Origin of the sequence: Amycolatopsis sp. CA-230715 (genome assembly GCF_018736145.1) — a bacterium.
Classification (GTDB): domain Bacteria; phylum Actinomycetota; class Actinomycetes; order Mycobacteriales; family Pseudonocardiaceae; genus Amycolatopsis.
Genome location: NZ_CP059997.1, coordinates 1,270,135 through 1,294,239, shown reverse-complemented (window position 1 = coordinate 1,294,239; position 24,105 = coordinate 1,270,135). Strand labels below are relative to the sequence as shown.

Below are 24,105 nucleotides of genomic sequence, written 5' to 3'. Positions count from 1 at the left end.
CCGACTGGGAACGGACGCGCGGGGGCGCGGCCGGGCCATGATGGTGGGTGCGCGGTGATGCGGGGTCGCCGTGCGAACAGGGAGGGGCGGCATGGGCGCCAGCGGGCTCCGGTTCGCCGTGCTGGGCACGATGCGCGGCTGGAACCACCATCGATCGCTGGACATCGGACCGCCGAAGCGGCAGGCGGTGCTCGCCGCGCTGCTGCTGCGCGGTGGCCGGGTGGCGACCGCGTCGGAGCTGGTCGACGCGGTGTGGGGCGAGAGACCCCCGGCGAGAGCGCTGACCTCGCTGCGCACCTACGTCGGCGGCCTGCGCGCCACGCTCGAACCGAACCGGCCTTCGCGCGCGCCCTCGAAGGTGCTGCTGTCCGTCGGCGACGGTTATTCCTTGCCGCTGAGCGGGAACGTGCTCGACGCCGATCTCGCGGAAGCGAAGTTCGCTTCGGCGGAGCGTGCGCGCCGGTCGGGCGATCTGGCCACCGCACGCGATCTGCTCGGTTCCGGATTGGCGCTGTGGTCGGGTGATCCGCTCGCGGGAGTGCCCGGCCCGTACGCCGCCCGGCAGCGCGCGCGGCTCGCGGAACGGCGGATCGCCTTGCTGGAAACCAGGTTCCAGCTGGACCTTGACCTGGGCAGGCATGCCAAGGTCCTGCCCGAGCTGCGCGCGATCAGCCTGGAACAGCCGTTGCGGGAAGGACTTCGCGGGCAGCTGATGACCGCGTTGTACCGGTGCGGCAGGCTCGCCGAGGCACTGGCTGTCTACGGCGACACCCGGGGGACCCTGCTCCGGGAGCTCGGTGTCGAGCCGGGTCCGGAGCTGGTCGCGCTGCACCGGCGCTTCCTCGCGGGGCAGTTCCCGGCGCGGGCGGCGGCGCGCGAGGTCGTCGTCCGCAGGCCGCGCCCGGCGCAGCTTCCCGCGCCACTGCCCGATTTCACCGGCCGTGCCGGGATCGCCGCGCAGCTCGCCGAACGGCTCAGCCCCAGCGGCGGCACCGCGATGCCGATCACCGCGATCTCCGGGATGGCCGGTGTCGGCAAGACGGCGCTCGCCGTGCACGTCGCGCACCGCGTGCGCGACGAGTTCCCGGACGGGCAGCTGCACGCCGATCTGCGAGAGACCGCGCCGTCCGAGGCGGTGCGCCGGTTCCTGCTGGCACTCGGGCGTTCCGCGGCCGAGATCCCGGCGACGGTGGAACAGCGATCCGCTTTGCTGCGCACCACTTTGGCGGCGCGCCGCGTGCTCGTCGTGCTCGACAACGTTTCCGACGCCGAGCAGGTCCGCCCGCTGCTGCCCGGTACCGCCGGGTGCGCGGTGCTGATCGCCGGGCGCGTCCCGCTGTCCACGCTGCCCGGCGCGACGACCTGCCGGCTCGAGGTGCCCGGCCCGGCGGAATCGCTCGCCCTGTTCAGCCGGATCGTGGGCAGGGAACGGGTGGCGGCCGAGCCCGAAGCGGCCGTCGCGGTGGTGGCGGCGTGCGGGCACCTGCCGCTCACCGTCCGGGAAGTGGCCGAACGCGTGGCGGGGCGGCCGAGCCGCCCGCTCGCTTCGGCGGCGGCGTGCTTGGACAAGGACCCCGGGCTCGCCGCGTCGTTCGCCGGGTTCCGGCTGGGTTTCGAGCAGCTGAGCGCGGAGCAGGCCAGGGCGCTGCGGCTGCTGGCTTCGGCCACCGCGGCCGATCTCCCGCTGTCCGCGGTCGCCCGGATTCTCCTGCGGCCGGAGGAGATCGCCGAGGAACTGGCCGAGTCGCTGGTCGATCTCCAGCTCCTCACTTCGCCCGCTCCCGGCCGCTACGGTTGCCAGGACGTGGTGCGGAGGTTCGCCGCCGAGCTGCCCTGAGCGCGCGGGCGAGCACCGCGCCGAGGGTCGGCGGGGAACCAGAAGGGCCCGCGAAGGTGCCCCGCGGTCCCTCGAACCGCGCGGCGCCGGTGCATACCGTGGTCCGGTGGTCACTTCAGCACACCTCGCGTTGGGCGCACCCGTCATCACCCCCGGGGAGACGGGCACCATCACGGTGACCGTGTTCAACAGCACGGACATCGTCGAGGCTTACACATTCGAGGTGCTCGGCGCGCTCGCGCCGTGGACATTCGCCGAGCCTGCCCGAATTTCGCTGTATCCGGGAACTTCGGGCAACGTCGTGCTGTCCATCGAGCCCCCGCGGTCGCCGGAGGTTCCGGTCGGCGAGGTGCCGGTCGGGGTCAGAGTGCTGCCGGCGGAGCACCCGGAGAACACCGTGGTGCTCGAAGAAACCGTGACGATCGCGCCCTATCTCGACGCGGACGCCGAGCTGGTGCCGAGGGCGAAGGCGGGAAGGCGCGGTGCCAAGTACGCCGTCCGGCTGGACAACCACGGCAACGACGCGGCCGCGCTGGCGGTCGACGGGGTGGGCGGGACCGACGAACTCGCGCTGACCGCCCGTCCCGACCTGCTGACCCTGCCGCCTGGCCAGACCGCGGAACCGGAGCTGGCGGTGCGCGCGCACAAGCTGCGCTGGTTCGGCAAACCGGTGGACAAACCGTTCCAGGTGCGCGTGAACCGGCGCGGCGAGGACGACACCGCGGACCTCGACGTGCCGCCCGCGATCGTGCTGGACGGCGTCTTCACGCAGCGCCCGGTGTTCCCGCGCTGGCTGCTGGCGTTGCTCGGGCTCCTGCTGGCGTTGCTGGCCCTGTGGTTCGGGCTGGTCCGGCCCGCGGTCAACTCGGCGGCGCGGCAGGCCGTCGACGACAAGACGAACCAGATCGCCGAAGCGGGCGGGCTCGCGCCGGGACCCGGCGGCGGACCCGGTAAGCAGCCGGGGAAGAACGGGCCGGGGCAGCAGCCGGGAACCGGTCAGGGCGGCGGGAACAACCCGGACGACCCCAATTCGCCGAACGGGGCGAAGCAGCAGCAGTTCGACACGAACATAGAGGTACAGACCAATCCGGGGCAGAGCGGGACGAACGCGTACACCGTGCCGGACGGCAAGGTGCTCCGCGTCACCGACATGCTGCTGTCGAACTTCCAGGGCGACGAGGGCCGGATCACGATCAAGCTGGGCGACCGGACGATCGCGACCATCGCGCTGGAGACCTTCCGGAACCAGGACTACCACTGGGTCACGCCGATCGACGTCGACGAGAAGGCCACCGCTTCGGTGAGCGCGACCTGCACGAAGACCGGTGTGCCGCCGAGCGGGGCACCCGCGCCCAACTGCACCGAACTGGTGACGGTGAACGGATTCCTGGTGAACAAGGGCTGACCCGCGCCACCCCGCCGTTTATCGATCCTTGATTCCCGCCGGTGACGCTGTTGCGTCAGGTAAGGGGAGTGGATCGAAGGGGAGGGGTGCGAATGTCCCGGGTGACGGTGACGGTCGACGCGGAGGACGCGGTGTCCCGTGCGGGGGTGCTCGCGATGCTGCGGCGGCGGCCCGAGTTCGAACTGGTCGACGCGCACGAGGCGGCCGAGGTCACCGTGATGGTGCTCGACCAGCTCGACGACGAGGGCGAACAGCGGATGCGGGCACTGCGATCCGAATGGCAGACGCGGATCGTGTTGCTGGTCAGGCAGATCGAAACGCAGCGGCTGACCACGGCCATCGACTGCGGCGTGGTCGGGCTGATGCTGCGGGCCGAAGTGAGCCCTGATTCGCTGCCGCAGGCGGTGCTGGCCGCGGCTTCGGGGCGGGGCAGCATGTCCGGCGATCTGCTCAGCCGGTTGTTCGAGCAGGTGAGCCGGTTGCAGCGGCAGGCGGACACCGGGCAGGCGGTGGGGCTGTCCTATCTCACCGGGCGCGAGCAGGACGTGCTCCGGCTGGTCGCGGACGGGCTGGACACCACGGAGATCGCGGCCAAGCTGTCGTACTCCGAGCGCACCGTCAAGAAGTGCCTGTACGAGCTGAATTCCCGGTTGCAGCTGAGGAACAGGGCCCATGCCGTGGGGTACGCGATGCGGCACGGGCTGATCTGACACCGGGTGCCCGAAAGGCTCCCGGTGTGCCCCCGGAGGGGGCCGTGCCGCCACTGCGGCGGTGGTGTCCGGCGGGACAGGATGGACCGGATACAGCTGTGGAGGGCATGGTGAAGCGGAGCTTGCGCGGCAGGCCGCGCGTTCTCGGCCAGGCACTGACCGCGGTGCTGCTGATCGCCGCCGCGGTGTGCGTGGTCGTCGTCGCGGCACCCGAGGATCGGCCGGCGAGGGCGGAGGACGGGCCGGGTGCCACTGCGAGCGGCCGGATCGCGTTCGCCGGTACCGGGCACGTCAGCCTCGGCGCGGTCGCCGCATCGGAGCTGGGCGATCAGGCGAGGACGACGCCGTTCTTCGGCGGCGGACCGTCCCATTTGGACAGTGAGAACACCGCGCGGGGCGGGCAGCTGGTGTTCACCAGCCGTCGCGACGAGCCCCGGCCCCAGGTGTACCTGCGCGCCGCGGACGGCCAGGTGCGGCGGCTGACGACCGGGATGGACACCAGCCACCCCGTGCTGTCGCCGGACGGCAGGACGGTCGCGTTCGCCAGCGTCGAAGGGAACCGTCACGCCCTGTGGCTGGTCGGCTCGGACGGCACGGGCCTGCGCGCCGCGACCGGTGACCAGGCCGCCGACGAGCAGTGGCCGAGCTGGTCCCCCGACGGGAGCAGGCTGGCGTTCAGCAGCAACCGGGAACCCTTGCGCGGACGGCAGATCTACGCGCTGGCACCGGGAACGGGCGCGGTCGACCGGATCACCGACGAACGCGCGGGCGACGCGATCCAGCCGTCGTGGAACCCGGTGCACGGCGACGTGCTCGCCTACGTCTGCGACAACGACCGGAACGATCGCACGACCGAGGACCAGAAGGCGCACATCGTCAAGACCGACGGCAGCGGCGACGTGCTGCTCGTCGGCGGCGGGCACGACGACTGGCAGAGCCGCCAGCCCTCGTGGAAACCGGACGGCGAGTCGGTGCTCTTCCTCAGCCGGTACTGCCTGTGCGGCACGCCCAAGTTCGACCAGGTCTACGAGCAGCCGACGCCGGGCGCGGCGCCTTCGGGGCCGCCGAAGCTGCTGCTCGCCGAGGACCGGCAGGTCAGCTTTCCCACCTGGCTGACCGGACCGGACCGGCTGGTCGTCACCAGGCTGTCCGCGGAGGACAAGGTGACCGCGGACCTGCGCGACGTCCGGCCGGACGGGTCGGACCCGCGGGACCTCGGCGTTTCGGTGCTGCGGGAGGATCCGGAGGCCTCGGTCGATTCGCGCCGGATCTTCCGCCCCGGTCCCGGCTACGACCCGTGGATGGAACGGCAGTCCTATTCCCCGGACGGCCGCAAGCTCGCGTTCACCCGGTTCGAAGGACCGGCGAACGCCAGGATCGAACGGGTCTGGCTGGCCGACGCCGACGGCGGGAACGCGCGGCCGATGCCACTGGAGGACCGGAAACCGGGCGACTGGGAGTTCGATCCGGTGTGGTCGCCGGACGGCGGCAGGATCGCGCTGTCCCGCCGGTCACCGGGTGGTTTTCCCCCGGTCAGCGGGGGCACGAGCCGGATACTGGTCGCCGATCCCGGCACCGGCCGCGTGGTGCACCGCCTCGACCCGCCGCCCGGTTCGGAGGCCAAGAACGACACGCAGCCCGCGTTTTCCGCCGACGGCCGCACGCTGGCGTTCACCAGGGGCACCATCGCCGACGACGCGAACGGCGTCGAGGTTCGCCACGGCCGGATCTGGACGGTGGACGCCAACTCCTTCACCGGGCAGCGTGATCTGTCCGCGGTGGCGTGCGGTTCGGACTGCGACGTCGTCGACGACAGCGCGGTGTTCTCACCGGACGGCGGTTCGCTGGTGTTCAACCGCGAGTTCGACGGACTGTTGCAGGTCCGGACCGACGGCTCGGACTGCCGCGCCCTGTTGCCTGCGGGCGCGTCGTGCGCGGGTCCGGTCGGCCCGACCGCCACCGCGCCCTTCCAGCCACGGGACGCCACGTTCTCCCCCGACGGCCGCCAGCTCGTGTTCTCCGCCAGGAACCAGGGCGATCCCGCGGTCCCGGAACGCCTGCTGACCGCGGACCTGACCAGCGGGAAGCTGACTCCGCTCACGTTTTCCCTGCCGGGAAGGCACAAGGAGGCGACCTGGCAGCGCTCGGTGGACCTGCGCACCGCACTCGTGAGCCCACCACCGCAGGCGGTCGTCGGCACACCGGCCACGCTGACGCTGACCGTGACCGACGCCGGGCCCGCGCCGTCGCCGGGCACCACGCTGAACTTCGCCCCGCCCAAGGGATTGCGGCTGACCGGCGCGAAAACCGAGCAGGGTTCCTGCCTGCCCGCCGAACTTCGCTGCGATCTGGGCGTGGTGGAACCGGGCAAGCCGGTGCGGGTCACCGTCGACGTCGTCGGTGCCGCGCCCGGTACGCGCGACCTGCCGTGGTCGGTGACCGGGACCGTGCTCGACGCCGATCCCGGCAACAACTCCGCGTCGGCGCGAGTGTCTACTGTGGACGCTCCGCCGCCGGGCACTTCGCCGCCGCCACCACCGCCGTCCACGCCACCGCCGCCACCACCGCTGCCGCCGCCATCGCCGCTGGCCAGCCCGAACCTTCAGGTGAGCGTCACCCCCGAGCCGTCCTATGTGGGCGGACGGGCGGTGGCGACCTACCTGGTCCGCAACACCAGTGTGCAGCAGGCAACCGGGATCAGGGTGTCGCTGGTACTTCCCGCTGGCGTGCCGGTGGCCGGGATACCGGCCGGATGCGACGGCGGCCAGTGCTACGTCGGCGACCTGCCAGCCGGGGGCATCGCGGTACTCCAGGTGGTGTTCGCGCCGAACGTCGCGGTGGACACCGCGGTGTCGGGCGTGCTGTCGAGCACCGGCCAGGACGCCGACTACGGCGACAACACGGCCACCGCGCCGATGCGCGTGCTGCAGCCGAAGATCGTCGCGGTGCCGCCGATCGGGCCGCCCGGGTTCGTGACCTCGGTGCGCGGCACCGATTTCCCGCCGGGCGAGCCGGTCGGCCTGAACTGGACACCGGGGATCACCGCCGCTTCGGCCCCCGCGGTGCCACGGCCGGACGGCAGTTTCGCCGCGCAGCTGCTGATCCTGCCCAAGGACCAGCTCGGACCGCGCACGATCACCGCGACCGGCGGCGGGTTCTCCCCGGTCACCACGCCGTTCATGGTGGTCGCGCCGTCGGTCGGCCCGCCGAACTTCGTGGAGCGCCGATGATCCACGAAGTGGACGAGGCGCTGCGGGCGCTGATCACCGACGGCTCCTGGCTCGATTCGCAGATCGAGGTGGTCTTCGAGGCGCCGACCAGCGAATGGGCGGCGCGGCGCAACGCGCCCACGGTCAACGTGTTCCTCTACGACGTGCGCGAGGACCTGGCCAGGCGCGGTTCCGGCCGGGTGGCCGAACACGACGAGCACGGCGAGCTCGTCGGCTGGCGGCCACCACCGCGCTGGTACGACCTGTCCTATTTGGTCACCGCGTGGACCAGCAGGGCGCAGGACGAGCACCGCTTGCTGTCCACGCTGCTCGCCGGGCTCTCCGGGCTGGAGAACCTGCCGCAGGAGCATCTGCGCGGTTCGGTGGCCGAGGCCGGTTTCGCGGTGAGCATGCAGACCGCCCGCCCGCTCGGCGAGGGGCGGTCGTTGTCGGAGCTGTGGACGGCATTGGGCGGTGAGCTGAAACCGTCGGTCGACCTGCTGGTCACCGCGCCGATGGTGGGCGAGCTGACCCCGGTGGGCCCGCTGGTCACCGACAGCCTGGTGCTGGAGACGCAGGACGAGCGCCGCACGCTGCGGTATCCCGACCCGGCGGACGAGGCGGTGCCGACCCTCGGCGCGGCCAAACCCAGGGTGCGCGGGCGGATGGACCGGATCCGATGACACTGGCCCAGCGACTGTCCCTTGTGGAGACCAGGGTGCGCAGGGCGGTTGCCGCGCGGCGTGCCGAGGACCCGCAGCCGGACGACCCGTATCGCGGGCTGTACCTCACCCCGGAGGCGATCGACGCCCTGCTCGCCGATCCGGCGCGTTCGGCGGTGCCGGACGCGATCGGCCCGGCACCCGAGGTCCCCGCGTTCACGGCCCTGACCAAGGTGTTCGGACTGTCCGAACTGGACATCGAGATCCTGCTGATCGCGCTCGCGCCCGATCTCGACCCGCGGTTCGAACGCTTCTACGGGTACCTCAACGACGACGTCACCCGGCGCAGGCCCACCATCGGCCTCGCACTGGACCTGTGCGGGCTGGCGCCCGCCGATCCCGCGGGCCGCGCCCGGTTCCGGGCAGGCGCGCCCCTGGTCGCGCACGACCTGCTCGCGGTGACCGAACCCGAACGGCCCCTGCTCTCCCGCACCGTGGCCGTCCCCGACCGGGTCACCGCGCACCTGCTCGGCGACCAGGCGCCCGATGCCGCGCTGGCCGGGATCGCCACCGTGCCCGAAGAGTCTCTTGTGGACACCGAGCAGGCGGCATGGCTCGGCCGCGGGCTGGCGGCGGGGCTGACCCCGGTGCACCTCGTGCAGTCGGCTGGTGCCTCGGCACCGGAGCTGGCGCTGGCCGCGCTCGCCGCGGCCGGTCGCCCGGCGGTGGTCGTGGACGCGGCCGCGCTCGCGGACGGCGAACCGGGCGAGGTGGTGGCGATCGCCCTGCGCGAGGCGGGATTGCGCGGTGGCGGCGTGGTTCTCGGCCCGCTGGAGGCGTTGCCCGACCGCGGCCGCCGCGCGCTGCTGGGGCGGCTGGCCGGGCCGAACCCGGTACCGGTGCTGCTCTACGGCGCACGGCAGTGGCAGGCCGAACCGGGCAGGCCGAGCCCGGTGTCGGTACCGGTGGCGCCCGCGCCCATCCCGGACCGCGTGGCGACGTGGCAGGCGGCGGTGGGCGCGAGCGGGCATTCGGTGTCCACATTGGACGACGCGGGGATCGCCTCGGCGCTGGCCCCGTACCGGCTGGGTACCGGCCAGCTCGGCGCGGCCGCGCGGGCCGCGGCCGGATTGGCCGTGCTGGACGGTGGCGAACTGACCGCGCGGCACCTGCGGGCCGGGGTGCGGGCCCAGAACGGCTCCGGTCTCGCCAGGCTGGCCAGGCGCGTCGAACCGGCGGTGGGCTGGGACGACCTGGTGCTGCCCGGCGAACACCGCGCCCAGCTCGACGAAATGGTGCAGCGGGCCCGGCACCGCGATCTCGTGCTGCGGCAGTGGCGGATGCGGCCGGGCGGCGGCCGCGGTGCCGGGGTGCTGGCGTTGTTCGCGGGCGAATCGGGCACCGGCAAGACCATGTCGGCCGAGGTGGTGGCGGGCGAGCTCGGCCTCGACCTGTACGTGGTGGACCTGGCCACGGTGGTGGACAAGTACATCGGCGAGACCGAGAAGAACCTCGACCGCATCTTCACCGAGGCCGCCGGGGTCAACGGGCTGCTGCTGTTCGACGAGGCCGACGCGTTGTTCGGCAAGCGCACCGAGGTACGCGACTCCCACGACCGCAACGCCAACATGGAATCGGCGTTCCTGTTGCAGCGCATGGAATCCTTCGACGGCGTCGCGGTGCTCACCACGAACCTGCGCGCCAACCTCGACGAGGCGTTCACCCGGCGGATCGACGTGATCGTCGACTTCCCGGTCCCGGAGCCCGACCAGCGCCTCGCCCTGTGGGAAAGCTGCCTCGGCGCCGCGATGCCCCGTGCGTCCGATGTGGACCTGGAGTTCTGCGCGAACTCGTTCGAACTGGCTGGCGGTTCCATCAGGGCCTGCGCGGTCAGCGCCGCGTACCTGGCCGCCGAAGCCGGTCGTCCGGTCGCCATGGCCGATATCGTCGCCGCCATCCGCCGTGAGTACCGCAAGCTCGGACGGCTGCTGCTGAGAAGCGAATTCGGCGCCTGGCTCGACCACGAAGCCTGAAGACCGGGCACGACCGGAGGTGAGGCAGCACGATGTACGACCACGAGGCGGAGAAGGTGGCTGACGCCGTCAAGAAGGGGCGTCCCCGGCACGCTGAGCGCTCGGCCACTTCCGCGCAGGAGGCCGTCCTCGGCCTGCAGCAAGCCATCGGCAACGACGCCATCGTCCAGCACGGGTTTCCCGGGGCCATGCGGCGCGGACCCGATGTGCAGCGCGTGGTCGCGGGCGCCACCCCGGCCGGTCCGGGGCGAGCGCCGAAGCCCGCGGTGCCGGTGCAGCGGTACTACGACGTCAGTCCGGGGGATGAAGGCTACCCCAGCAAGCACAAACGGAGCCGTGGTGTCACTCGACCGGCGCCGGACGACGAGAAGTTCTTCGTCAGCCAGGAGGAGCGGGGCGGTAGCTTCTTCGCCGGCACCGCACCACCGGAAGCCAACCTCGTGCGGATGCCCGGCGTGCCGCTGCGGATATCGAACAACCTGGATCTCGCCATCGAGAACACCGGCCGGGAGGCCAAGTACTTCTTCGCCACCGAAGAACACGTGGCGAAGGCCAACGCGGCGCTCACCGGCGAAGTGGAACTGCGGACGACGGCGCGCAAACTGCAGATCGCCGGGGAACGGGGCGTCGTGCTGCTGTACCAGGTCGAACCCGTGCAGCGAACGGCTCGCGGGAAGAAGCTGGGTCCACTGACGGAGCCGAAGTCGCGGGGCTTGGCGATGTTGACCCCGCAGCGGTGCAACGAGATGGCCGACTTCGTGAGCGGCAAGCGAGATCCGGCGAGCCGGGGGATCACCGCGTGGGAAGACTTTCTCGGCGTGGTGCTCGACCGGGTGTTTCCCGGGGAGACGAACCAGCGGACCATGAGCGAGCTCCACACGCGATTGGAGAACGAGTTCACCCCTGGCAACAAGGAGGCCTACCTCGGCTTCAGCCAGACGATGAGCGGCCGGTTCCAGGAACTGCAGCGGACGGAATCGCCGGAGTTGGAGCAGGTACTGCGCGATCTGGGCCTGAACAGGTTCCTCCCGCCGCCGAAACCCGGTGACGTGCTCATGACCGTCGGCTACGGGACCGAGGAGCAGGAAAAGAATCGCGACAAGGACAATACGTTCGCCTACCACCTCGGCACTCCCATCGCGGTGAGCGGCGACGACTACATCACCATGGAGAACTACGCCCGGCGGGATCCGGCGGTGACGTCGACCGGGACCTCAGGAGATCCGCTGTACTTCTTCCGCATGTACGGAAGTGAGGAGAGCGCGGAGACCTGGCACGACGTTCAACTGGGCACCGGAGGTTTCCTCGGTGCCATCTTGTCGATCAAGCTTTCCTGAGCAGAGTGCCGGCGCTACGCAGAAAGTGAAGAACACCATGCACGATCACCATGCCGAGGAGCACGACAAAGCCGCCGCGAAGGCCCCGTTGCCCGGTCGAAGCGAGCAGAGGGCCGCCACGCCGCAGGTACACGCGATGCTCGACCTGCAGCGCTCCGTCGGCAACGACGTCATCCAGCGCAGGATGCGGCCCCCAGCGGAAGAACAGTCCGAAATGGACGAGCAGCGCGCGCTCGTGGACCACGCGAAGTCGCGTGCCGGGGAGGAGCTGGACCCGGCGTTCCGGGCCGAGGCCGAGGCCAGGACCGGCAAGAGCTTCGCGGGCCGCCGCGTGCACAAGGACGATTCCGCACACGACGCGGCGGTGGCGGTGCAGGCCCGTGCCTTCGCCTCGGGTGACGACATCTTCTTCGCCAAGGGCGAGTACGACACGAAGACCGACGCGGGCAAGGCGGTCGTGCTGGAAGAGCTCATCCACACCGACCAGCAGAGGAAGGGCGATGTGGCGGGCACCGTCCAGGAAAACAACCTGAAGATCTCCAGCCCGCACGACAAGGACGAGACGGCGGCCGCAAGGGAAGTCGCCGAGGCGATGGGCAAACCCGCTCCGGTCCAGCGGAACACCGGAGACTCCGCGACCGGGCAGGGCATCGCGGTCCAACGCGCCAGTGACAGCGAGCACGACAGCGCGCAAAGCGGTTCCTCTGCCTATGACTCCGACGAGTCCGGCAATTCCGAAGACCTGCCGCCGGTCGAGCGCATCAGGGCGCGCGCGCAAAGGTACGCGGTCGCTGCCAGGAGGGCCCTCAACGCGATCTACAACAACCGCGAAGCACAGAATCTGATGGTTCTCTACTTCGGTTCCGGTCACTCCGAGGACGCCATCGAGCGGATCCAGGACAGTTACAGCGCGGCGGAAAACGTGCTGCGGACCGTGGTGATCAAGGACTGGCCCAACGCTCCCGAAGGTGCGCACGGGAAGTCGCGCCTTGGCGGTTCCATCAAGGTGGCCGGGCTGAACTCCGGAGGGTCGGTCGAAAGCCTGGCGTTCACCGTGCTGCACGAGGCGACCCACGTGGCCGAGGACACCCATGACGGTTCCCAGGAAGAGGGCGCGGGGGACTCTCTCCGAGAAGCCGCGGTGGACTTCGCGAGGAGCAATCCGGGCGCCGCGATCAACTGCGCTCACAACCTCGAGTACTTCGCGGCGGCCGTGAACGGCAGGACCTTCGCCCCCGAGTCCGACTTCGAATCCGACGGCAGCGGTTCGGGCGGGGCGACGAGCAGCAGCGAGTACACGTCCAGCGAAATGGAATCCGGCAGCGACTCCGAGCACAGCGGTTAGGCGGGCCGCGGCCGGCGGAAGGTCACGGGGCACCCGCCCGCGGTCCGGGGTACCCCGGCGGGATGTCCGATCGGGCACCTACCGGACCCGCGACTGGGCACTTCGAGTCCTCCCGCCCCCGCGTGCTCGGTGGACACAATGGACGGTGGCCGATCGTGTCGCAGTGAAGGAGCCAGCATGCCGACCTATCTCACTCCCGGCGTGTACGTGGAGGAGGTCCAGAGTGGTGCCGGGCCGATCGAAGGGGTCGGCACCGCCGTCGCCGCGTTCGTCGGGTTCGCCGAGCGGGGGCCGTTCCACGAACCGACGTTGGTCACCAACTGGAACGCCTACGTAGCCGCGTTCGGCGGGTTCGTCGCCGACACCTACCTCGCGCAGGCGGTGTACGGGTACTTCGCCAACGGCGGGGGCGCCGCCTACGTGGTGCGCATCGGCGCGCCTGCCGCGGCGGAGGGCGCGAAGGCGGCGGAACCGGTGGCGCTGGGCGGTTTGCGGGTGGCCGCGCTGCCGGAGGCTGGCGGTCAACTCTCGGTCGAGGTCACCGACGCCGGTGGCGAGAACCCGCCGGAGGACCGGTTCACCCTGCAGGTCAAGCAGGCGGGCAAGGTGGTGGAGACCTTCGAGGTCTCGACCAAGAAGAACGTGAAGAACTACGTGGTCACGCAGGTCCGCGAGCGGTCGAAGCTGATCTCCGTCAGCGAGGAGCAGGCGGGCAGGCCCGAGAACCAGGCCGTCACGGTGCCCGCGCCGGCACCGGCCGCGCCGGCCAGGGTGCGCGCCGAGGAGTACGTCGGCGACGTCGACGACCGCAGCGGGCTCGGTGGCCTGGAGGCCATCGACGAGATCACCATGGTGGCGGTGCCGGATCTGATGGCGGCCCACCAGCAGGGCCTCATCGACGCCGAGGGCGTGAAAACCGTGCAGCTGGCGGTGATTTCGCACTGCGAGCAGATGGGCGACCGGGTGGCCGTGCTCGACCCGCTGCCGGGGATGACCGCGCAGCAGGTGCGCAAGTGGCGGCTGGAGGAAGCGGGCTACGACTCGAAGTTCGCCACGCTGTACTACCCGTGGATCAAGGTCTTCGACCAGGCGAGCGGCCGCAACGTGCTGATGCCGCCGAGCGGGCACATCGCCGGTGTCTGGGCGCGCAACGACGCGGAGCGCGGCGTGCACAAGGCGCCTGCCAACGAGGTCATCCGCGGTGTCGTTGACCTCGGGTACAAGCTGACCAAGGGGGAGCAGGACCTGCTCAACCCGATCGGCGTGAACTGCGTCCGTGCCTTCCCCGGCCGCGGCATCCGGATCTGGGGCGCGCGCACGCTGGCGTCGGATCCCGCGTGGCGCTACCTCAACGTGCGGCGGCTGTTCAACTACCTCGAGGAGTCGATCCTGATCGGCACCCAGTGGGTGGTCTTCGAGCCGAACGACGAGCGGTTGTGGGGCAGCATCCGGCGCAACATCACCGCGTTCCTCACCGAGGAGTGGCGCCGCGGCGCGCTGTTCGGCAGCACCGCGGAGCAGGCCTTCTACGTCAAGTGCGACGCCGAGAACAACCCGCCGGAGTCCATCGACGTGGGCCAGGTGATCTGCGAGATCGGCGTGTCACCGGTGAAACCCGCCGAGTTCGTCATCTTCCGGCTCTCCCAGTTCTCCGACAGCACCAGCCAGGTCAACGAATAACCCCCCAGAAGGACAGGATCAGAAATGGCGCAGGGAGACGCGGCTTCCACTCATCTCTTCGGGCTGCAGCTCGGCAGTGTCGAGGCCGTGATCGCACAGGAAGTCAGCGGGCTGACGATCCAGCTCGATGTGACCGAACAGCCCATGGTCACCGAGGACGGCAAGTTCATCATCCGCAAGCAGCCGGGGAAGCGCCAGGCGGGCGAGGTGACCATCACCCGCGTGCTGAACGAGAGCCCGGCCTTCTACGACTGGGTGAAACTGGTGCTGATGGACGGAAACATCGAGAAGGCACGGCAGAACGTCACCATCGAGGTCAAGACCGCGGACGGGAAGACCGTGCGACGGATCAACCTCGTCAACGCCTGGGTGAGCAAATGGGAACCCGCCTCGCTCAGCGCGGGTCAGTCGGGTGCGGCGACCGAGAAGGCGACCATCACGTACGAGGACATCGAAGTCAAGCAATGAGGCGTCGAGCAGTGAGTGCGCCCGCGGTCACGGCGCACGAGGAGACCGCGCCGCCGGGAGCGCCCCCGGCGCGCGAAGACCTGCGCACGGAGTTCGAATTCGAGTTGCCGCGCGGGTACGTCGACGACGAAGGGGTCACGCACCGGTCGGGCGCGATGCGGCTGGCCACCGCGCGCGACGAGCTGCGGCCGCTGGTCGACCTGCGCGTCAAGGAGAACCCGGCGTATCTGAGCGTGGTGCTGCTCAGCATGGTGATCACCAGGCTGGGCAGCGTCACCGACATCCACGCCGGGCTGGTGGAGCGGATGTTCGCCTCGGACATCGCGTTCCTGCAGGACTTCTACCGGCGGATCAACAGCGAGGGGCACACCAGGGCAGCGGTGTCCTGCCCGGACTGCGGATCGGCGTTCGAGGTGGACATCGCCGGTGAGCGCCTGGGGGAATCGTGACGTACGCGCCCGACCGGCTCTACCAGGAGGTCGCGTACGTGGCTTACCACTTCCACTGGTCCCGCGACGAGGTGCTGGACCTGGAACACCTCGAACGCGCCCGCTGGGTAGAGCAGATCGCCGGGATCAACACCCGGATCAACGAAGGCGGGTGAGGTCGTGGCGCGCGGACTGTTCCGCCGCCGTCGGCGCGAGGCGGCTGGTGAAGCCCCGGCAACGGCTCCGGAACCGGCCTCGCCGGTGGCGGAGGCCGACGCCGGGTGGCATGCGGTGCGCCCGTTGACCACCACCGTGCAACGGCTGTCCACGATGTCGGACGGGCTGCGGTTCCGCGACGGGCTGGCCGCGTGGCAGGACCCGTCCCAGCGCATCGAGCTGGGGCACGCGGTCAGCCCGGAGGCGCCGGTCGGCCTGGCGACCGGGCTGGTCCGCAGCACCGGCCGGGCCGCGCACTCGCCGCGGCCCGGTCTGCCGCGGCCGCTGGTGCACCGGGTGCCACCGGAACCGGAGGCCGCCGGGCAGCCCGAAACCGCGATGGAGGGCACCGCACCGGTGCCGATCAGCAGGCGCGCGAGCACCGGGAACCCGTCCGTCGTAGCCGGTCGCGACACCGCGCCCAGCGCCGAGTCCTTTGTGGATACTCTCGGACGTCCGGCAGGTCCAGCCGTGCCGTCGATCCCGCGCGGGAGGCTCACCGTGGCCCGCGCGGTGGCGCCACCGCGCCGGTTGCCGCTCGCCGCGCCGCGGCCCGCGCGGGCGCCGGTCGTGGCCGACCGGCCGCCGCTGGGCACATGGACGACCGCCGAACACGGTGCCCCGTCGGTCCTTTCGGAGCCGACGGCGCCTGTCGGCCCCGGTCCTGCCCCGGAGCTGCCGGTGGCGACCGGGCCCGCGGCGGATCCTTCCGCCGGGACCGCGGCGCCCGCCGATCCCGCTCCCGCGCGCGAGAGCGGCACGTCAGCTTCTTCAGCACCAGCGGAGCACGCCTCGATTCAGCGCAGTGCCACCGCTTCCGGCTCTCCGAGGCAGTCCTCGCCCGAGGCGAGGGAAAACCCGGTGATCCAGCGGTCCACATCGGACAGCGCGGCCGCGTCCGGCGGTACGCGGTCTTCCCGCTCGGCACCGGGGATCGGGGCACCGCTGCCCGCGTTGCCGAGCACGGCGAGGTTCGTCACCGGCGACCGGTCGCCGCACGAGCCCGCCGCACCGAGCCGTCCGCTGCTGCCCGATGCCGAGGCCATCCAGCGCCTCATCGACGGGAACCCGGCGGCCGCGGGTCTCCAAGCCGCCACGCCACCCCCGGCGCCGGAGCGCGCGTCGTTGCCGGTGGTCTCCGGTGACCGCGATACCCCGACCGATCCGGTGTCCGCGCCGCCGCCACCCGCGCGCGAGTCCACCGCGCCGGAAACCACCTCCGTGCAACGCGCTTCCGATCAGTCCACTGTGGAGGGACGCCGTCGGCCCGCGTTGGGCGAGCCGATGAGCGCGCTCCCGCCCAGTGCCGGTACTCCGCACCGTGAACCGCGTGCCGGAACTCGGCGCGCGCCGCAGGAGCAGCCCGCGACCGGGGATCGCCCGCTGCTGCCGGAGTCCACGTCGATCCAGCGCCTGGCCGCGAAATCCGGTTCGGACCGCACCGATCGTGCCACGGACGCACCCGCCGCGGCGGGCTCCGGCGCCTTGCCGGTGGTAGCCGGACAGCGGGACGAGCACGCTGACGCCACCTCGGCAGCGCCCGCTTCTTCGGGTCGGCCAAGTGCCGCTTCCGGCGTCACCGCACCGGTTCCCGTCGAACCGGGGCACCGCGGCGCACCGCCCGCGACCGGCGCTGGCGACGGACCGGTCATGATCGCGCGCGCGGCGGTCGCGGCGGTCCGGCTGCGGGGACTGCTGCCGGAGCGGCCGCTCGTCCCGGAGTTCGGTCAGGTCGGCGGCGCCGAACCCGCCACGGCGATCGGACCGCGGCCGATCGCCGCCGACCGGCCCAAGGTCGTGGCCGCGAAGTGGGGGGCCGACGCGGAAGAACCCGTCCAAAGCGCCACCACCGGAAGTGCGTGGTCCGGTGCCGCCCAGCCGGGTGCCCGGGGCAGTTCGCCGTCCGGCGCCGGTCGTTCACCGGCCTCCGGCCGGATCGGATCGGGTTCCCCCGGTACGGTCCGATCGGGTGCCTCCGGCAGTGGCCGATCCGGTGCGGGCGAGGTGGCACGCCCAGCCACCTCGAGCCGAAGGTCCACTTCGGACGGTGCGCGCCCGGTGCAACGAGTCGTGGCCGCTTCCCCCGGCGCTGCGGGGCCGCGGCAGGGGAGCGCCGCGAACCTCCCGGCCAGCCCGCCGAACTGGCCGTCCCGGCAGGGGGCGATACTCGCCGACGGCCCCGCCCCCGCCGGGCCGGTGCCCGCGCGGCCCCCGGTGGTCGCCGCTGCCGCGGCGAAGGCGCGCCCCGACGCCCCGCCGGTACCGGTTCGGTGGACACCGCCCGCCGCGGCGGCGGTTTCGGTGCAGCGTAACCCTTCCTCCTCCGGCGGCGGTGCCGGTACGAATTCCGTTGCCGCGGATGTCCCGGTGGACATCCCTGTCACGACGACTGTCAAGAAAGAGCCCGATGAAGAGAAGAAGTCCGGCGGGGGCGAGACGGCGGACAAACAGCCGGAGCCCGAGGCGCAGGCACGGCAGATCGTCGACGCGGTGACCAGGTTGCTGCGCGCCGAACTGCGCTTCGGCCGGGAACGGTCCGGCAGGCTGCACGAACGCCGCCGATGACGACCGGATGCGAACGAGGTGACCATGAGTAAAGTCTTTGCCAGCACGACGTCCTTCCGGCTGAAGATCGACGCCTTCGATCTCGGCTCGTTCACCACGTGCTCCGGGCTTTCGGCCGAGATGGAGATGGAGCAGTACGCCCAGGGGGGCGAGAACGGGTTCGTCCGGTACTTCCCCACTCGTGTCAAGTGGTCCAACCTCACGCTGACCAGGACGGTCACCACCGCGGACACGGCCAAGGTCCTCAAATGGCTGACCAGTCTCACGCAACGGGTCAAGCGCGGGACCGGTGAGGTCGTCGCGCTGCACCCGAACACGCGGACGATCATCGCCAGCTGGGATGTGCACGGAATCCTGCCGGTGCGGTGGCAGGGGCCGGATTTCGACTCGTCCCAGTCCAAGGCCGGACTGGAACGGCTCGAACTGGCGCACGAGGGCCTCGTGCAGAAATGAGTCCGGGCCGAAGCGAGAACCGCACCACCGACGCAGGAGGAGGAACGAGATGCCAGCAGGGGCGAGCCTGGTCCACGCGCGGCTGCTGATCATGGACCCACCGGCCCGCGTGGGTGGCGGCGCGGGCAAAACCTTCCTGAGGGTGCCGTTCCAGTTCAACCCGAACCAGTTGACGCTGACCAAACGCACCGAATGGCGGCGCAACCCCGCCAGGATGGCCGAGGAGACGTCGGTGCCCGAGTTCGTCGGCAGCGCACCGCGCACGTTGTCCGTCGAGATCTTCCTCGACGGCACCGACAAGCACGACGACTCGGTGGAGCAGAACGTGTCGAAGCTGCTGCGCGCCTGCGTGCCCACCCCGGAGAGCCGCCGCAAGAAACGCCCGGCCAGCCCCTGGGTGAAGCTCGTCTGGGGCAAAGCGAAGACGTTCAGCTTCGCCGGTGTCGTGCAGAGCGTCTCCGTCACCTACTCACTGTTCGATGTGGACGGTACGCCGCTTCGGGCGAGGTGTTCGCTGACCATCGACGAAGGCGGGAGCACCACCCCCAACCAGAACCCGACCTCGGGCGCGCTGGAAGCCCGGCGCGGCCACCAGGTGGTCGCCGGGGACACCTTGCCCGCGCTGGCGTGGCAGGAGTACGGGGACGCCACCGCGTGGCGGCTGATCGCCGAGGCCAACGAGGTGGAAGATCCGATGCGCTTGCGGCCGGGCACCGAGTTGCTCATTCCGGCGCAGGACGAGGTGAGCTGAGCGATGTCCCAACGCGCGTTCACGGCCGAGCCCGTCATCAAGGCGCCGGGTGAGCTGCCGGAGGCATGGATCGAGGCGCTGGTCGAGTGCACTGTGGACGAATCGGTGAACCTGCCTGCCACGGCCGTGCTGGCGTTCCGCGATCCCGAGCACGAGCTGTTCAAGGAAACCGGGATCACCATCGGTACCACCGTGCAGGTGTCGATGATCACCACGGCCGACCGCGGTCAGCTGCGGCTGTTCTCCGGCGAGGTGACCGCGCTGGAGGCCGAGCGCGACGCGACCGGCACGTACAGCGTGGTCCGCGCGACCGATCCGGCGCACAAGCTGATGCGGCACCGCAGGGTGCACGCCTTCCGCAACCGGAACGCGGAGCGCATCGTGCGGGAGATCGCCAAGCGCGCCGGGGTGGCCGTCGGCACCGTGCGAGCCCCCGGCACTCCGTACGACCAGATCAGCCAGGCCAACGTCACGGACTGGGAGTTCCTGCGCTGGCTGGCGGCCGAACACGGTGCCTGGCTGCGGATCGACGACCAGGGCCGGTTGTGCTTCAGCACCCCGAAACCGGCCAGCGGTGCGCCATCGCCGAAGACCACTAACCCCCAGGAACCGCTGGTACTGCGGTACGGCGAGAGCATCCGGTCGCTGCGGGCGGTGCTGTCCACCGCCGACCAGGTGGGGAAGGTGACCGTGCGGGGCTGGGACCCGGCGAAGAAGCTTCCCCGTGAGCGCACGGAATCGGTCGCGGTCAGCAAGACGGCTCAGCCGGGGTTGGCGGTCACCGAGGTCGATGCGCAGTTCTCGAAGACCGAACTGCTGGTCACCGATGGCGTCTACCGGACGCAGTCCGAAGTGAAGCACGCGGCCAAGGCGCAGGCGGCGGCGGTGTCCGCGGGCTACGGTGAGCTGGAAGCGGTCTGCAACGGGAATCCGCACCTGCGCGCGGGCACCGCGATCGCGCTGGACGTCGGCCCCCAGTTCACCGGCAAGTACACGGTCAACGCCACCCGGCACCGGATCGAGCCCTTCGTCGGCTACACCACCACGGTGGTGGTGAGCGGCGGGGAGGACCGCACGCTCGCCGGGCTGACGGGTGCCGCCCCGGTGGACCGGCCGCGGATGCCCGGCCTCGCGATCGGCGAAGTCACCGAGGTGCGGAAGGTGCGGCCCCTTGATCGTGACGCCGTCGAGGGCCAGGTGAAACTGCGCTTTCCCTGGCTGGACAAGGACTACGTCACCGACTGGGTGCGCACCGTGCAGTCCGGCGGGGTCGGCGGTGGCGGCGTGGTCAGCCCGGACGTCAACGACGAGGTGCTGGTCGGGTTCGAGCAGGGCCTGCTGGACCGCCCGTATGTGATCGGCGGGCTGTACAACGGGAAGGACAAGCCCACCGAGCACGACGTGCCACTGGTGGACGGGCTCGGCAAGGTGAACCGGCGTTCGTTCTCCTCCCGTGGCGGTGACCGGATCGAACTGCTGGGCACGAAGAAGGCGCCAGAGGGAATGAAGCTGCGCACCGGCGACGGGAAGCTCACGGTCGAACTCGACCGGCAGAACACCAAGATCGTCGTGCACAGCGACGGCAGCGTGGAGATCGAAGCCACCAAGGACGTCAAGATCACCGGTCGGGGAGTCGACATCAACGCAGGCCGGGGGAAGCTGGCCCTGACCGGCAGCTCGGTCGACATCACCGCCAGCAGTGGCGAGGTGAGCGTCGGCGCCTTCACCGACGTCGCGCTGCGCGGCAAGATCATCCGGCTCAACTGACTCGCAGTGTCCACAGTGGAAGGAGAGGTCGATGCCACCCGCGGCAAGGAGCACCGATCGGACCAGTCACGCCGGTGTCGGGGCGACCGGCGTCATCTCGGGAGTGGGGGTGCCGAACGTCCTCATCGAGGGCTTGCCCGCGGCCGTCATCGGAACGGCGACCTCGTGCGCGGCGCCGATCCCGCCACCGCATCCCGCTTCGGGAACCATCGTGAGCGGTCCGGGTGCGGCCGCCCGCGTGTTCATCGGCGGGCGGGTCGCTTCGGTGCAGGGCGACCTGACCTCGTGCGGCGCGCTGATCGGCAGTGGTGCGCGGTCGGTCCACTTCGGACCGCTGTGATGAGCAACCAGTTCGTCGGCCGCGGCTGGGCGTTCCCGTTGCGGGTGGACGCCACCGGCGCGATCGCCACGGTCGGCGGTGAACGGGAGATCGAGGAGTCGATCCGGCTGATCCTCGGCACCGCGCCGGGGGAGCGGCCGATGCGCCCCGAGTTCGGCTGCGCGGCGCACGACTACGTGTTCGCCCCCACCGACGGCGCGACCGCGGGCAGGATCGCGGACGCGGTGCGCGGCGCGCTGGAGCGGTGGGAACCGCGCATCGAGGTGGACGAGGTGGCCGTGGCCTACGACGAGGTGGACGCCGGCGTGCTCTACCTCGACATCCACTACCGGATCAGCTCCACCAACAACCCGCGCAACCTGGTCTTCCCGTTCTACGTCATCCCCGAGCACGACGAACCGAGTGATACCCCGTGAACCTGCCTGCCCCCAACCTGGACGACCGGCGCTTCCAGCAGCTCGTCGACGAGGCCAAGCGCTACGTCCAGCAGCGCAGTCCCGAGTGGACGGACCACAACGTGTCCGATCCGGGGGTCACCCTGATCGAAACCTTCGCGCACATGGTCGATCAGCTGATCTACCGCCTCAACCGGGTGCCCGAGCGCAACTACCTGGCGTTCCTCGACCTGCTCGGGGTGCGGTTGTTCCCGCCGACCGCGGCGCGCGCCGACGTGACCTTCTGGCTTTCCGCGCCGCAGGCCGAACCGGTGGTGCTGCGGACCGGTACCGAGGTGACCACGCTGCGCGGCGAGAACGACGAAGCCGTTTCCTTCGCCACCGCGGACGAGCTGGTCGTGGTGCCGTGCGCGCTGGACAGGCTGGTGACCAGCGCGGCGTCCGGCGCCCCCGTCGACCGGACCGACGAGCTGCGCTCCGGTCAGGACGTGACCTGCTTCGCGACGTCGCCCGCGGTGGGCGACACCATGCTGTTCGGGCTGTCCGCCGCGGTGCCCCGCTGCGTGGTGGCGGTCCAGCTGGACAGCAAGGTCGAGGGCGTCGGCGTCGACCCGCGCCAGCCGCCACTGGTCTGGGAGGCGTGGAACGGCAGCAGCTGGGTGGAGTGCGAAGTGGACTCCGACGGCACCGGCGGGCTGAACCGGCCGGGGGACGTGGTGCTGCACATCCCGGCCACGCACATCGAATCGGTGATCGCGGGCACGCGCGCGGGCTGGCTGCGGTGCCGGGTGGTGGAACCGTCCTCGGGACAGCCCTTCTACTCGCGGTCGCCGACGGTCAGCGAGGCCGACGCGTTCACCATCGGCGGCACGATCGAGGCCGAGCACGCGGAGGCCGTGCTCGACGAGATCATCGGCGAATCGGAAGGCGTTGCGGGACAACGGTTCCCGGTCGCCCGGCCGCCGGTGCTCACCGACGGCGAGCCGGTGGTGGTGGAGGTCTCCGAAGGGGACGGCTGGCAGGAATGGTCCGTTGTGGACCATTTCGGTTCGTCGTCGGCCGTCGATCGGCACCTGATGCTCGATGCCACCAGCGGCGAGTTCGCCTTCGGGCCCGCGGTGCGCGAACCGGACGGCGCCATCCGGCACTACGGTGCGGTACCGCCGAAGGGCGCGGTGATCAGGGTGCGCCGCTACCGGACCGGCGGTGGCAGGGCGGGCAACGTGGCACGGGGGGCGATCTCGGTGCTGGCCAGTTCGGTGCCCTTCATCTCGCAGGTGGAGAACCGGGAAGCGGCGACCGGCGGGGTGGACGGCGAGACGGTCGACGCGGCCAAGCTGCGCGGCCCGCTGGCCCTGCGCACCCAGGAACGCGCGGTCACCGTGGCGGACTTCGAACTGCTCGCGCGCGACGCCGCGCCGGCCGCGGCCCGCATCCGGTGCGTGCCCGCGGCCGAAGCGGGCCAAGGAGAATCGGCCGTGCGGGTGCTGGTGGTGCCCGGCGCGACCGCCGACACCGGGGACGAACTGCGGCTGGAGCAACTGATCCCGCCGAGGGACATGCTGGCCGCGGTCGCCGGGCGGCTCGACGAGCGCAGGCTGGTCGGTACCAGGGTGGTCGTCGAACCGCCGTACTACCAGGGCGTGACCGTGGTGGCGCGGCTGCGCGCTTCCGGGGCGCCCGAACCGGCCCGGCGCGCGGCGCTGGAAGCGCTGTACCGGTATCTCAACCCGTTGCGGGGCGGGCCGGACGGCACCGGCTGGCCGTTCGGGCGGCCGGTGCAGTTCGGTGAGGTGCACGCCGCGCTCACCGGGGCGGCGGGGGTGTCGGTGGTCGACGAACTGCGGCTGTTCCCCGCCGATCCGATCACCGGCAGGCGCGGCGAACCGGTGACCGTGCTCGAACTTTCCCGTACCTCGCTGGTGTTCTCCTACCAGCACCAGGTCACCGTCACCGAGGATCTCGTCGCGAGGGGTGCCTGATGCGCGCGTCGGTGCCGGGACTGCCCAGCCGGTACCCGATCGGCGAACAGCTGCCAGGGATGTACGCCGGCGACGCGTTCGCACAGCGGTTCACCGCGGGACTGGACGAGGTGCTGGCGCCGGTGCTGTCGGTGCTGGACAACCTGCCCGCGTACTTCGATCCGGCGCTGGCGCCGGAGGACTTCCTCGCGCTGCTGGGGTTCTGGGTGGCGGCGGATCGGCGGGCTGACCGCGAATCGGTGGCGAGCGCGGTGGCGCGCCACCGGTGGCGGGGTACCGCGCGCGGGCTCGCCGAGCGGCTGCGCTCGGAGTTCGGCGGCGAGGTCGAGATCGCCGATCCGGGCGGGGTGAGCTGGTCGGAGACCGCGGGGTCGCCGCTGCCCGAGCCCGGTGCCCCGGTGCTGGCGATCCGCCTGCGGGTGGCCGATCCCGCCGCCGTCCGTCAGTCCGAAGTGGACAGTGTGGTGGCCGGGTCCTGTCCGGCGCACCTGCCGTTCTCCGTGGAAATCGGGGTGTTGTGAG

Annotated in this window: 20 protein-coding genes; all 20 read left to right on the top strand. The window is 71.2% G+C overall.

The window, feature by feature from the left end; genetic code table 11:
* Positions 1-91: 91 nt before the first annotated feature.
* A complete protein-coding gene (locus HUW46_RS06175) occupies positions 92-1,837 on the top strand; it encodes an AfsR/SARP family transcriptional regulator (RefSeq protein ID WP_215546356.1) in 1,746 nt (581 codons plus the stop codon).
* Positions 1,838-1,943: 106 nt separating this feature from the next.
* Positions 1,944-3,242, top strand: a complete 1,299-nt coding sequence (locus HUW46_RS06170; protein ID WP_215546355.1) for a COG1470 family protein — start codon at positions 1,944-1,946, stop codon at positions 3,240-3,242.
* Between the two features lie 92 nt (positions 3,243-3,334).
* A complete protein-coding gene (locus HUW46_RS06165; protein WP_215546354.1) occupies positions 3,335-3,952 on the top strand; it encodes a response regulator transcription factor in 618 nt (205 codons plus the stop codon).
* 107 nt (positions 3,953-4,059) lie between these two features.
* Complete coding sequence (locus HUW46_RS06160) at positions 4,060-7,182, top strand: DUF11 domain-containing protein (protein WP_215546353.1); 3,123 nt, start codon at positions 4,060-4,062, stop codon at positions 7,180-7,182.
* Positions 7,179-7,844, top strand: coding sequence for a DUF4255 domain-containing protein (locus HUW46_RS06155; protein WP_215546352.1), 666 nt, complete (start codon positions 7,179-7,181; stop codon positions 7,842-7,844). The genes HUW46_RS06160 and HUW46_RS06155 overlap by 4 nt, the downstream gene beginning before the upstream one ends.
* A complete protein-coding gene (locus HUW46_RS06150; RefSeq protein ID WP_215546351.1) occupies positions 7,841-9,856 on the top strand; it encodes an AAA family ATPase in 2,016 nt (671 codons plus the stop codon). The genes HUW46_RS06155 and HUW46_RS06150 overlap by 4 nt, the downstream gene beginning before the upstream one ends.
* A 32-nt stretch (positions 9,857-9,888) precedes the next feature.
* Positions 9,889-11,193, top strand: a complete 1,305-nt coding sequence (locus HUW46_RS06145; RefSeq protein WP_215546350.1) for a hypothetical protein — start codon at positions 9,889-9,891, stop codon at positions 11,191-11,193.
* Between the two features lie 37 nt (positions 11,194-11,230).
* Positions 11,231-12,538 (top strand): eCIS core domain-containing protein, encoded by a 1,308-nt coding sequence (locus HUW46_RS06140; RefSeq protein WP_215546349.1) that lies wholly within the window; start codon positions 11,231-11,233, stop codon positions 12,536-12,538.
* Between the two features lie 177 nt (positions 12,539-12,715).
* Positions 12,716-14,218, top strand: coding sequence for a phage tail sheath family protein (locus HUW46_RS06135; RefSeq protein ID WP_215546348.1), 1,503 nt, complete (start codon positions 12,716-12,718; stop codon positions 14,216-14,218).
* Between the two features lie 24 nt (positions 14,219-14,242).
* A complete protein-coding gene (locus HUW46_RS06130) occupies positions 14,243-14,686 on the top strand; it encodes a phage tail protein (protein WP_215546347.1) in 444 nt (147 codons plus the stop codon).
* The gene (locus HUW46_RS06125) at positions 14,683-15,135 is read left to right on the top strand and encodes a hypothetical protein (protein ID WP_215546346.1); all 453 of its coding nucleotides are present in this window, start codon (positions 14,683-14,685) and stop codon (positions 15,133-15,135) included. Before HUW46_RS06130 ends, HUW46_RS06125 begins: the two co-directional genes overlap by 4 nt.
* The gene (locus HUW46_RS06120; protein WP_215546345.1) at positions 15,132-15,290 is read left to right on the top strand and encodes a DUF6760 family protein; all 159 of its coding nucleotides are present in this window, start codon (positions 15,132-15,134) and stop codon (positions 15,288-15,290) included. The genes HUW46_RS06125 and HUW46_RS06120 overlap by 4 nt, the downstream gene beginning before the upstream one ends.
* Before the next feature lie 4 nt (positions 15,291-15,294).
* Entirely contained in the window at positions 15,295-17,895 is a 2,601-nt protein-coding gene (locus HUW46_RS06115; protein WP_215546344.1) for a hypothetical protein, read from the top strand.
* A 24-nt stretch (positions 17,896-17,919) separates the two neighbouring features.
* Entirely contained in the window at positions 17,920-18,348 is a 429-nt protein-coding gene (locus tag HUW46_RS06110; protein ID WP_215546343.1) for a phage tail protein, read from the top strand.
* A gap of 49 nt (positions 18,349-18,397) precedes the next feature.
* Positions 18,398-19,099, top strand: coding sequence for a CIS tube protein (locus HUW46_RS06105; protein ID WP_215546342.1), 702 nt, complete (start codon positions 18,398-18,400; stop codon positions 19,097-19,099).
* 3 nt (positions 19,100-19,102) lie between these two features.
* Positions 19,103-20,866: a VgrG-related protein gene (locus tag HUW46_RS06100; protein ID WP_215546341.1), complete on the top strand. Its 1,764-nt coding sequence runs from the start codon at positions 19,103-19,105 to the stop codon at positions 20,864-20,866.
* Between the two features lie 31 nt (positions 20,867-20,897).
* Complete coding sequence (locus HUW46_RS06095) at positions 20,898-21,206, top strand: PAAR domain-containing protein (protein WP_215546340.1); 309 nt, start codon at positions 20,898-20,900, stop codon at positions 21,204-21,206.
* Positions 21,206-21,622, top strand: coding sequence for a GPW/gp25 family protein (locus HUW46_RS06090; protein WP_215546339.1), 417 nt, complete (start codon positions 21,206-21,208; stop codon positions 21,620-21,622). The genes HUW46_RS06095 and HUW46_RS06090 overlap by 1 nt, the downstream gene beginning before the upstream one ends.
* Entirely contained in the window at positions 21,619-23,583 is a 1,965-nt protein-coding gene (locus HUW46_RS06085; protein ID WP_215546338.1) for a putative baseplate assembly protein, read from the top strand. The genes HUW46_RS06090 and HUW46_RS06085 overlap by 4 nt, the downstream gene beginning before the upstream one ends.
* The gene (locus HUW46_RS06080) at positions 23,583-24,104 is read left to right on the top strand and encodes a phage tail protein (RefSeq protein ID WP_215546337.1); all 522 of its coding nucleotides are present in this window, start codon (positions 23,583-23,585) and stop codon (positions 24,102-24,104) included. The genes HUW46_RS06085 and HUW46_RS06080 overlap by 1 nt, the downstream gene beginning before the upstream one ends.
* Position 24,105: the final 1 nt, after the last annotated feature.

What these genes read in the sequence shown, in the direction of transcription:
- HUW46_RS06145 (WP_215546350.1), top strand. Translation starts at nt 9,889, where the DNA reads ATGTACGACCACGAGGCGGAGAAGGTGGCTGACGCCGTCAAGAAGGGG.
- HUW46_RS06100 (WP_215546341.1), top strand. Translation starts at nt 19,103, where the DNA reads ATGTCCCAACGCGCGTTCACGGCCGAGCCCGTCATCAAGGCGCCGGGT.
- HUW46_RS06160 (WP_215546353.1), top strand. Translation starts at nt 4,060, where the DNA reads ATGGTGAAGCGGAGCTTGCGCGGCAGGCCGCGCGTTCTCGGCCAGGCA.
- HUW46_RS06175 (WP_215546356.1), top strand. Translation starts at nt 92, where the DNA reads ATGGGCGCCAGCGGGCTCCGGTTCGCCGTGCTGGGCACGATGCGCGGC.
- HUW46_RS06105 (WP_215546342.1), top strand. Translation starts at nt 18,398, where the DNA reads ATGCCAGCAGGGGCGAGCCTGGTCCACGCGCGGCTGCTGATCATGGAC.
- HUW46_RS06165 (WP_215546354.1), top strand. Translation starts at nt 3,335, where the DNA reads ATGTCCCGGGTGACGGTGACGGTCGACGCGGAGGACGCGGTGTCCCGT.
- HUW46_RS06140 (WP_215546349.1), top strand. Translation starts at nt 11,231, where the DNA reads ATGCACGATCACCATGCCGAGGAGCACGACAAAGCCGCCGCGAAGGCC.
- HUW46_RS06080 (WP_215546337.1), top strand. Translation starts at nt 23,583, where the DNA reads ATGCGCGCGTCGGTGCCGGGACTGCCCAGCCGGTACCCGATCGGCGAA.
- HUW46_RS06095 (WP_215546340.1), top strand. Translation starts at nt 20,898, where the DNA reads ATGCCACCCGCGGCAAGGAGCACCGATCGGACCAGTCACGCCGGTGTC.
- HUW46_RS06150 (WP_215546351.1), top strand. Translation starts at nt 7,841, where the DNA reads ATGACACTGGCCCAGCGACTGTCCCTTGTGGAGACCAGGGTGCGCAGG.
- HUW46_RS06110 (WP_215546343.1), top strand. Translation starts at nt 17,920, where the DNA reads ATGAGTAAAGTCTTTGCCAGCACGACGTCCTTCCGGCTGAAGATCGAC.
- HUW46_RS06125 (WP_215546346.1), top strand. Translation starts at nt 14,683, where the DNA reads ATGAGGCGTCGAGCAGTGAGTGCGCCCGCGGTCACGGCGCACGAGGAG.
- HUW46_RS06135 (WP_215546348.1), top strand. Translation starts at nt 12,716, where the DNA reads ATGCCGACCTATCTCACTCCCGGCGTGTACGTGGAGGAGGTCCAGAGT.
- HUW46_RS06130 (WP_215546347.1), top strand. Translation starts at nt 14,243, where the DNA reads ATGGCGCAGGGAGACGCGGCTTCCACTCATCTCTTCGGGCTGCAGCTC.
- HUW46_RS06090 (WP_215546339.1), top strand. Translation starts at nt 21,206, where the DNA reads ATGAGCAACCAGTTCGTCGGCCGCGGCTGGGCGTTCCCGTTGCGGGTG.
- HUW46_RS06155 (WP_215546352.1), top strand. Translation starts at nt 7,179, where the DNA reads ATGATCCACGAAGTGGACGAGGCGCTGCGGGCGCTGATCACCGACGGC.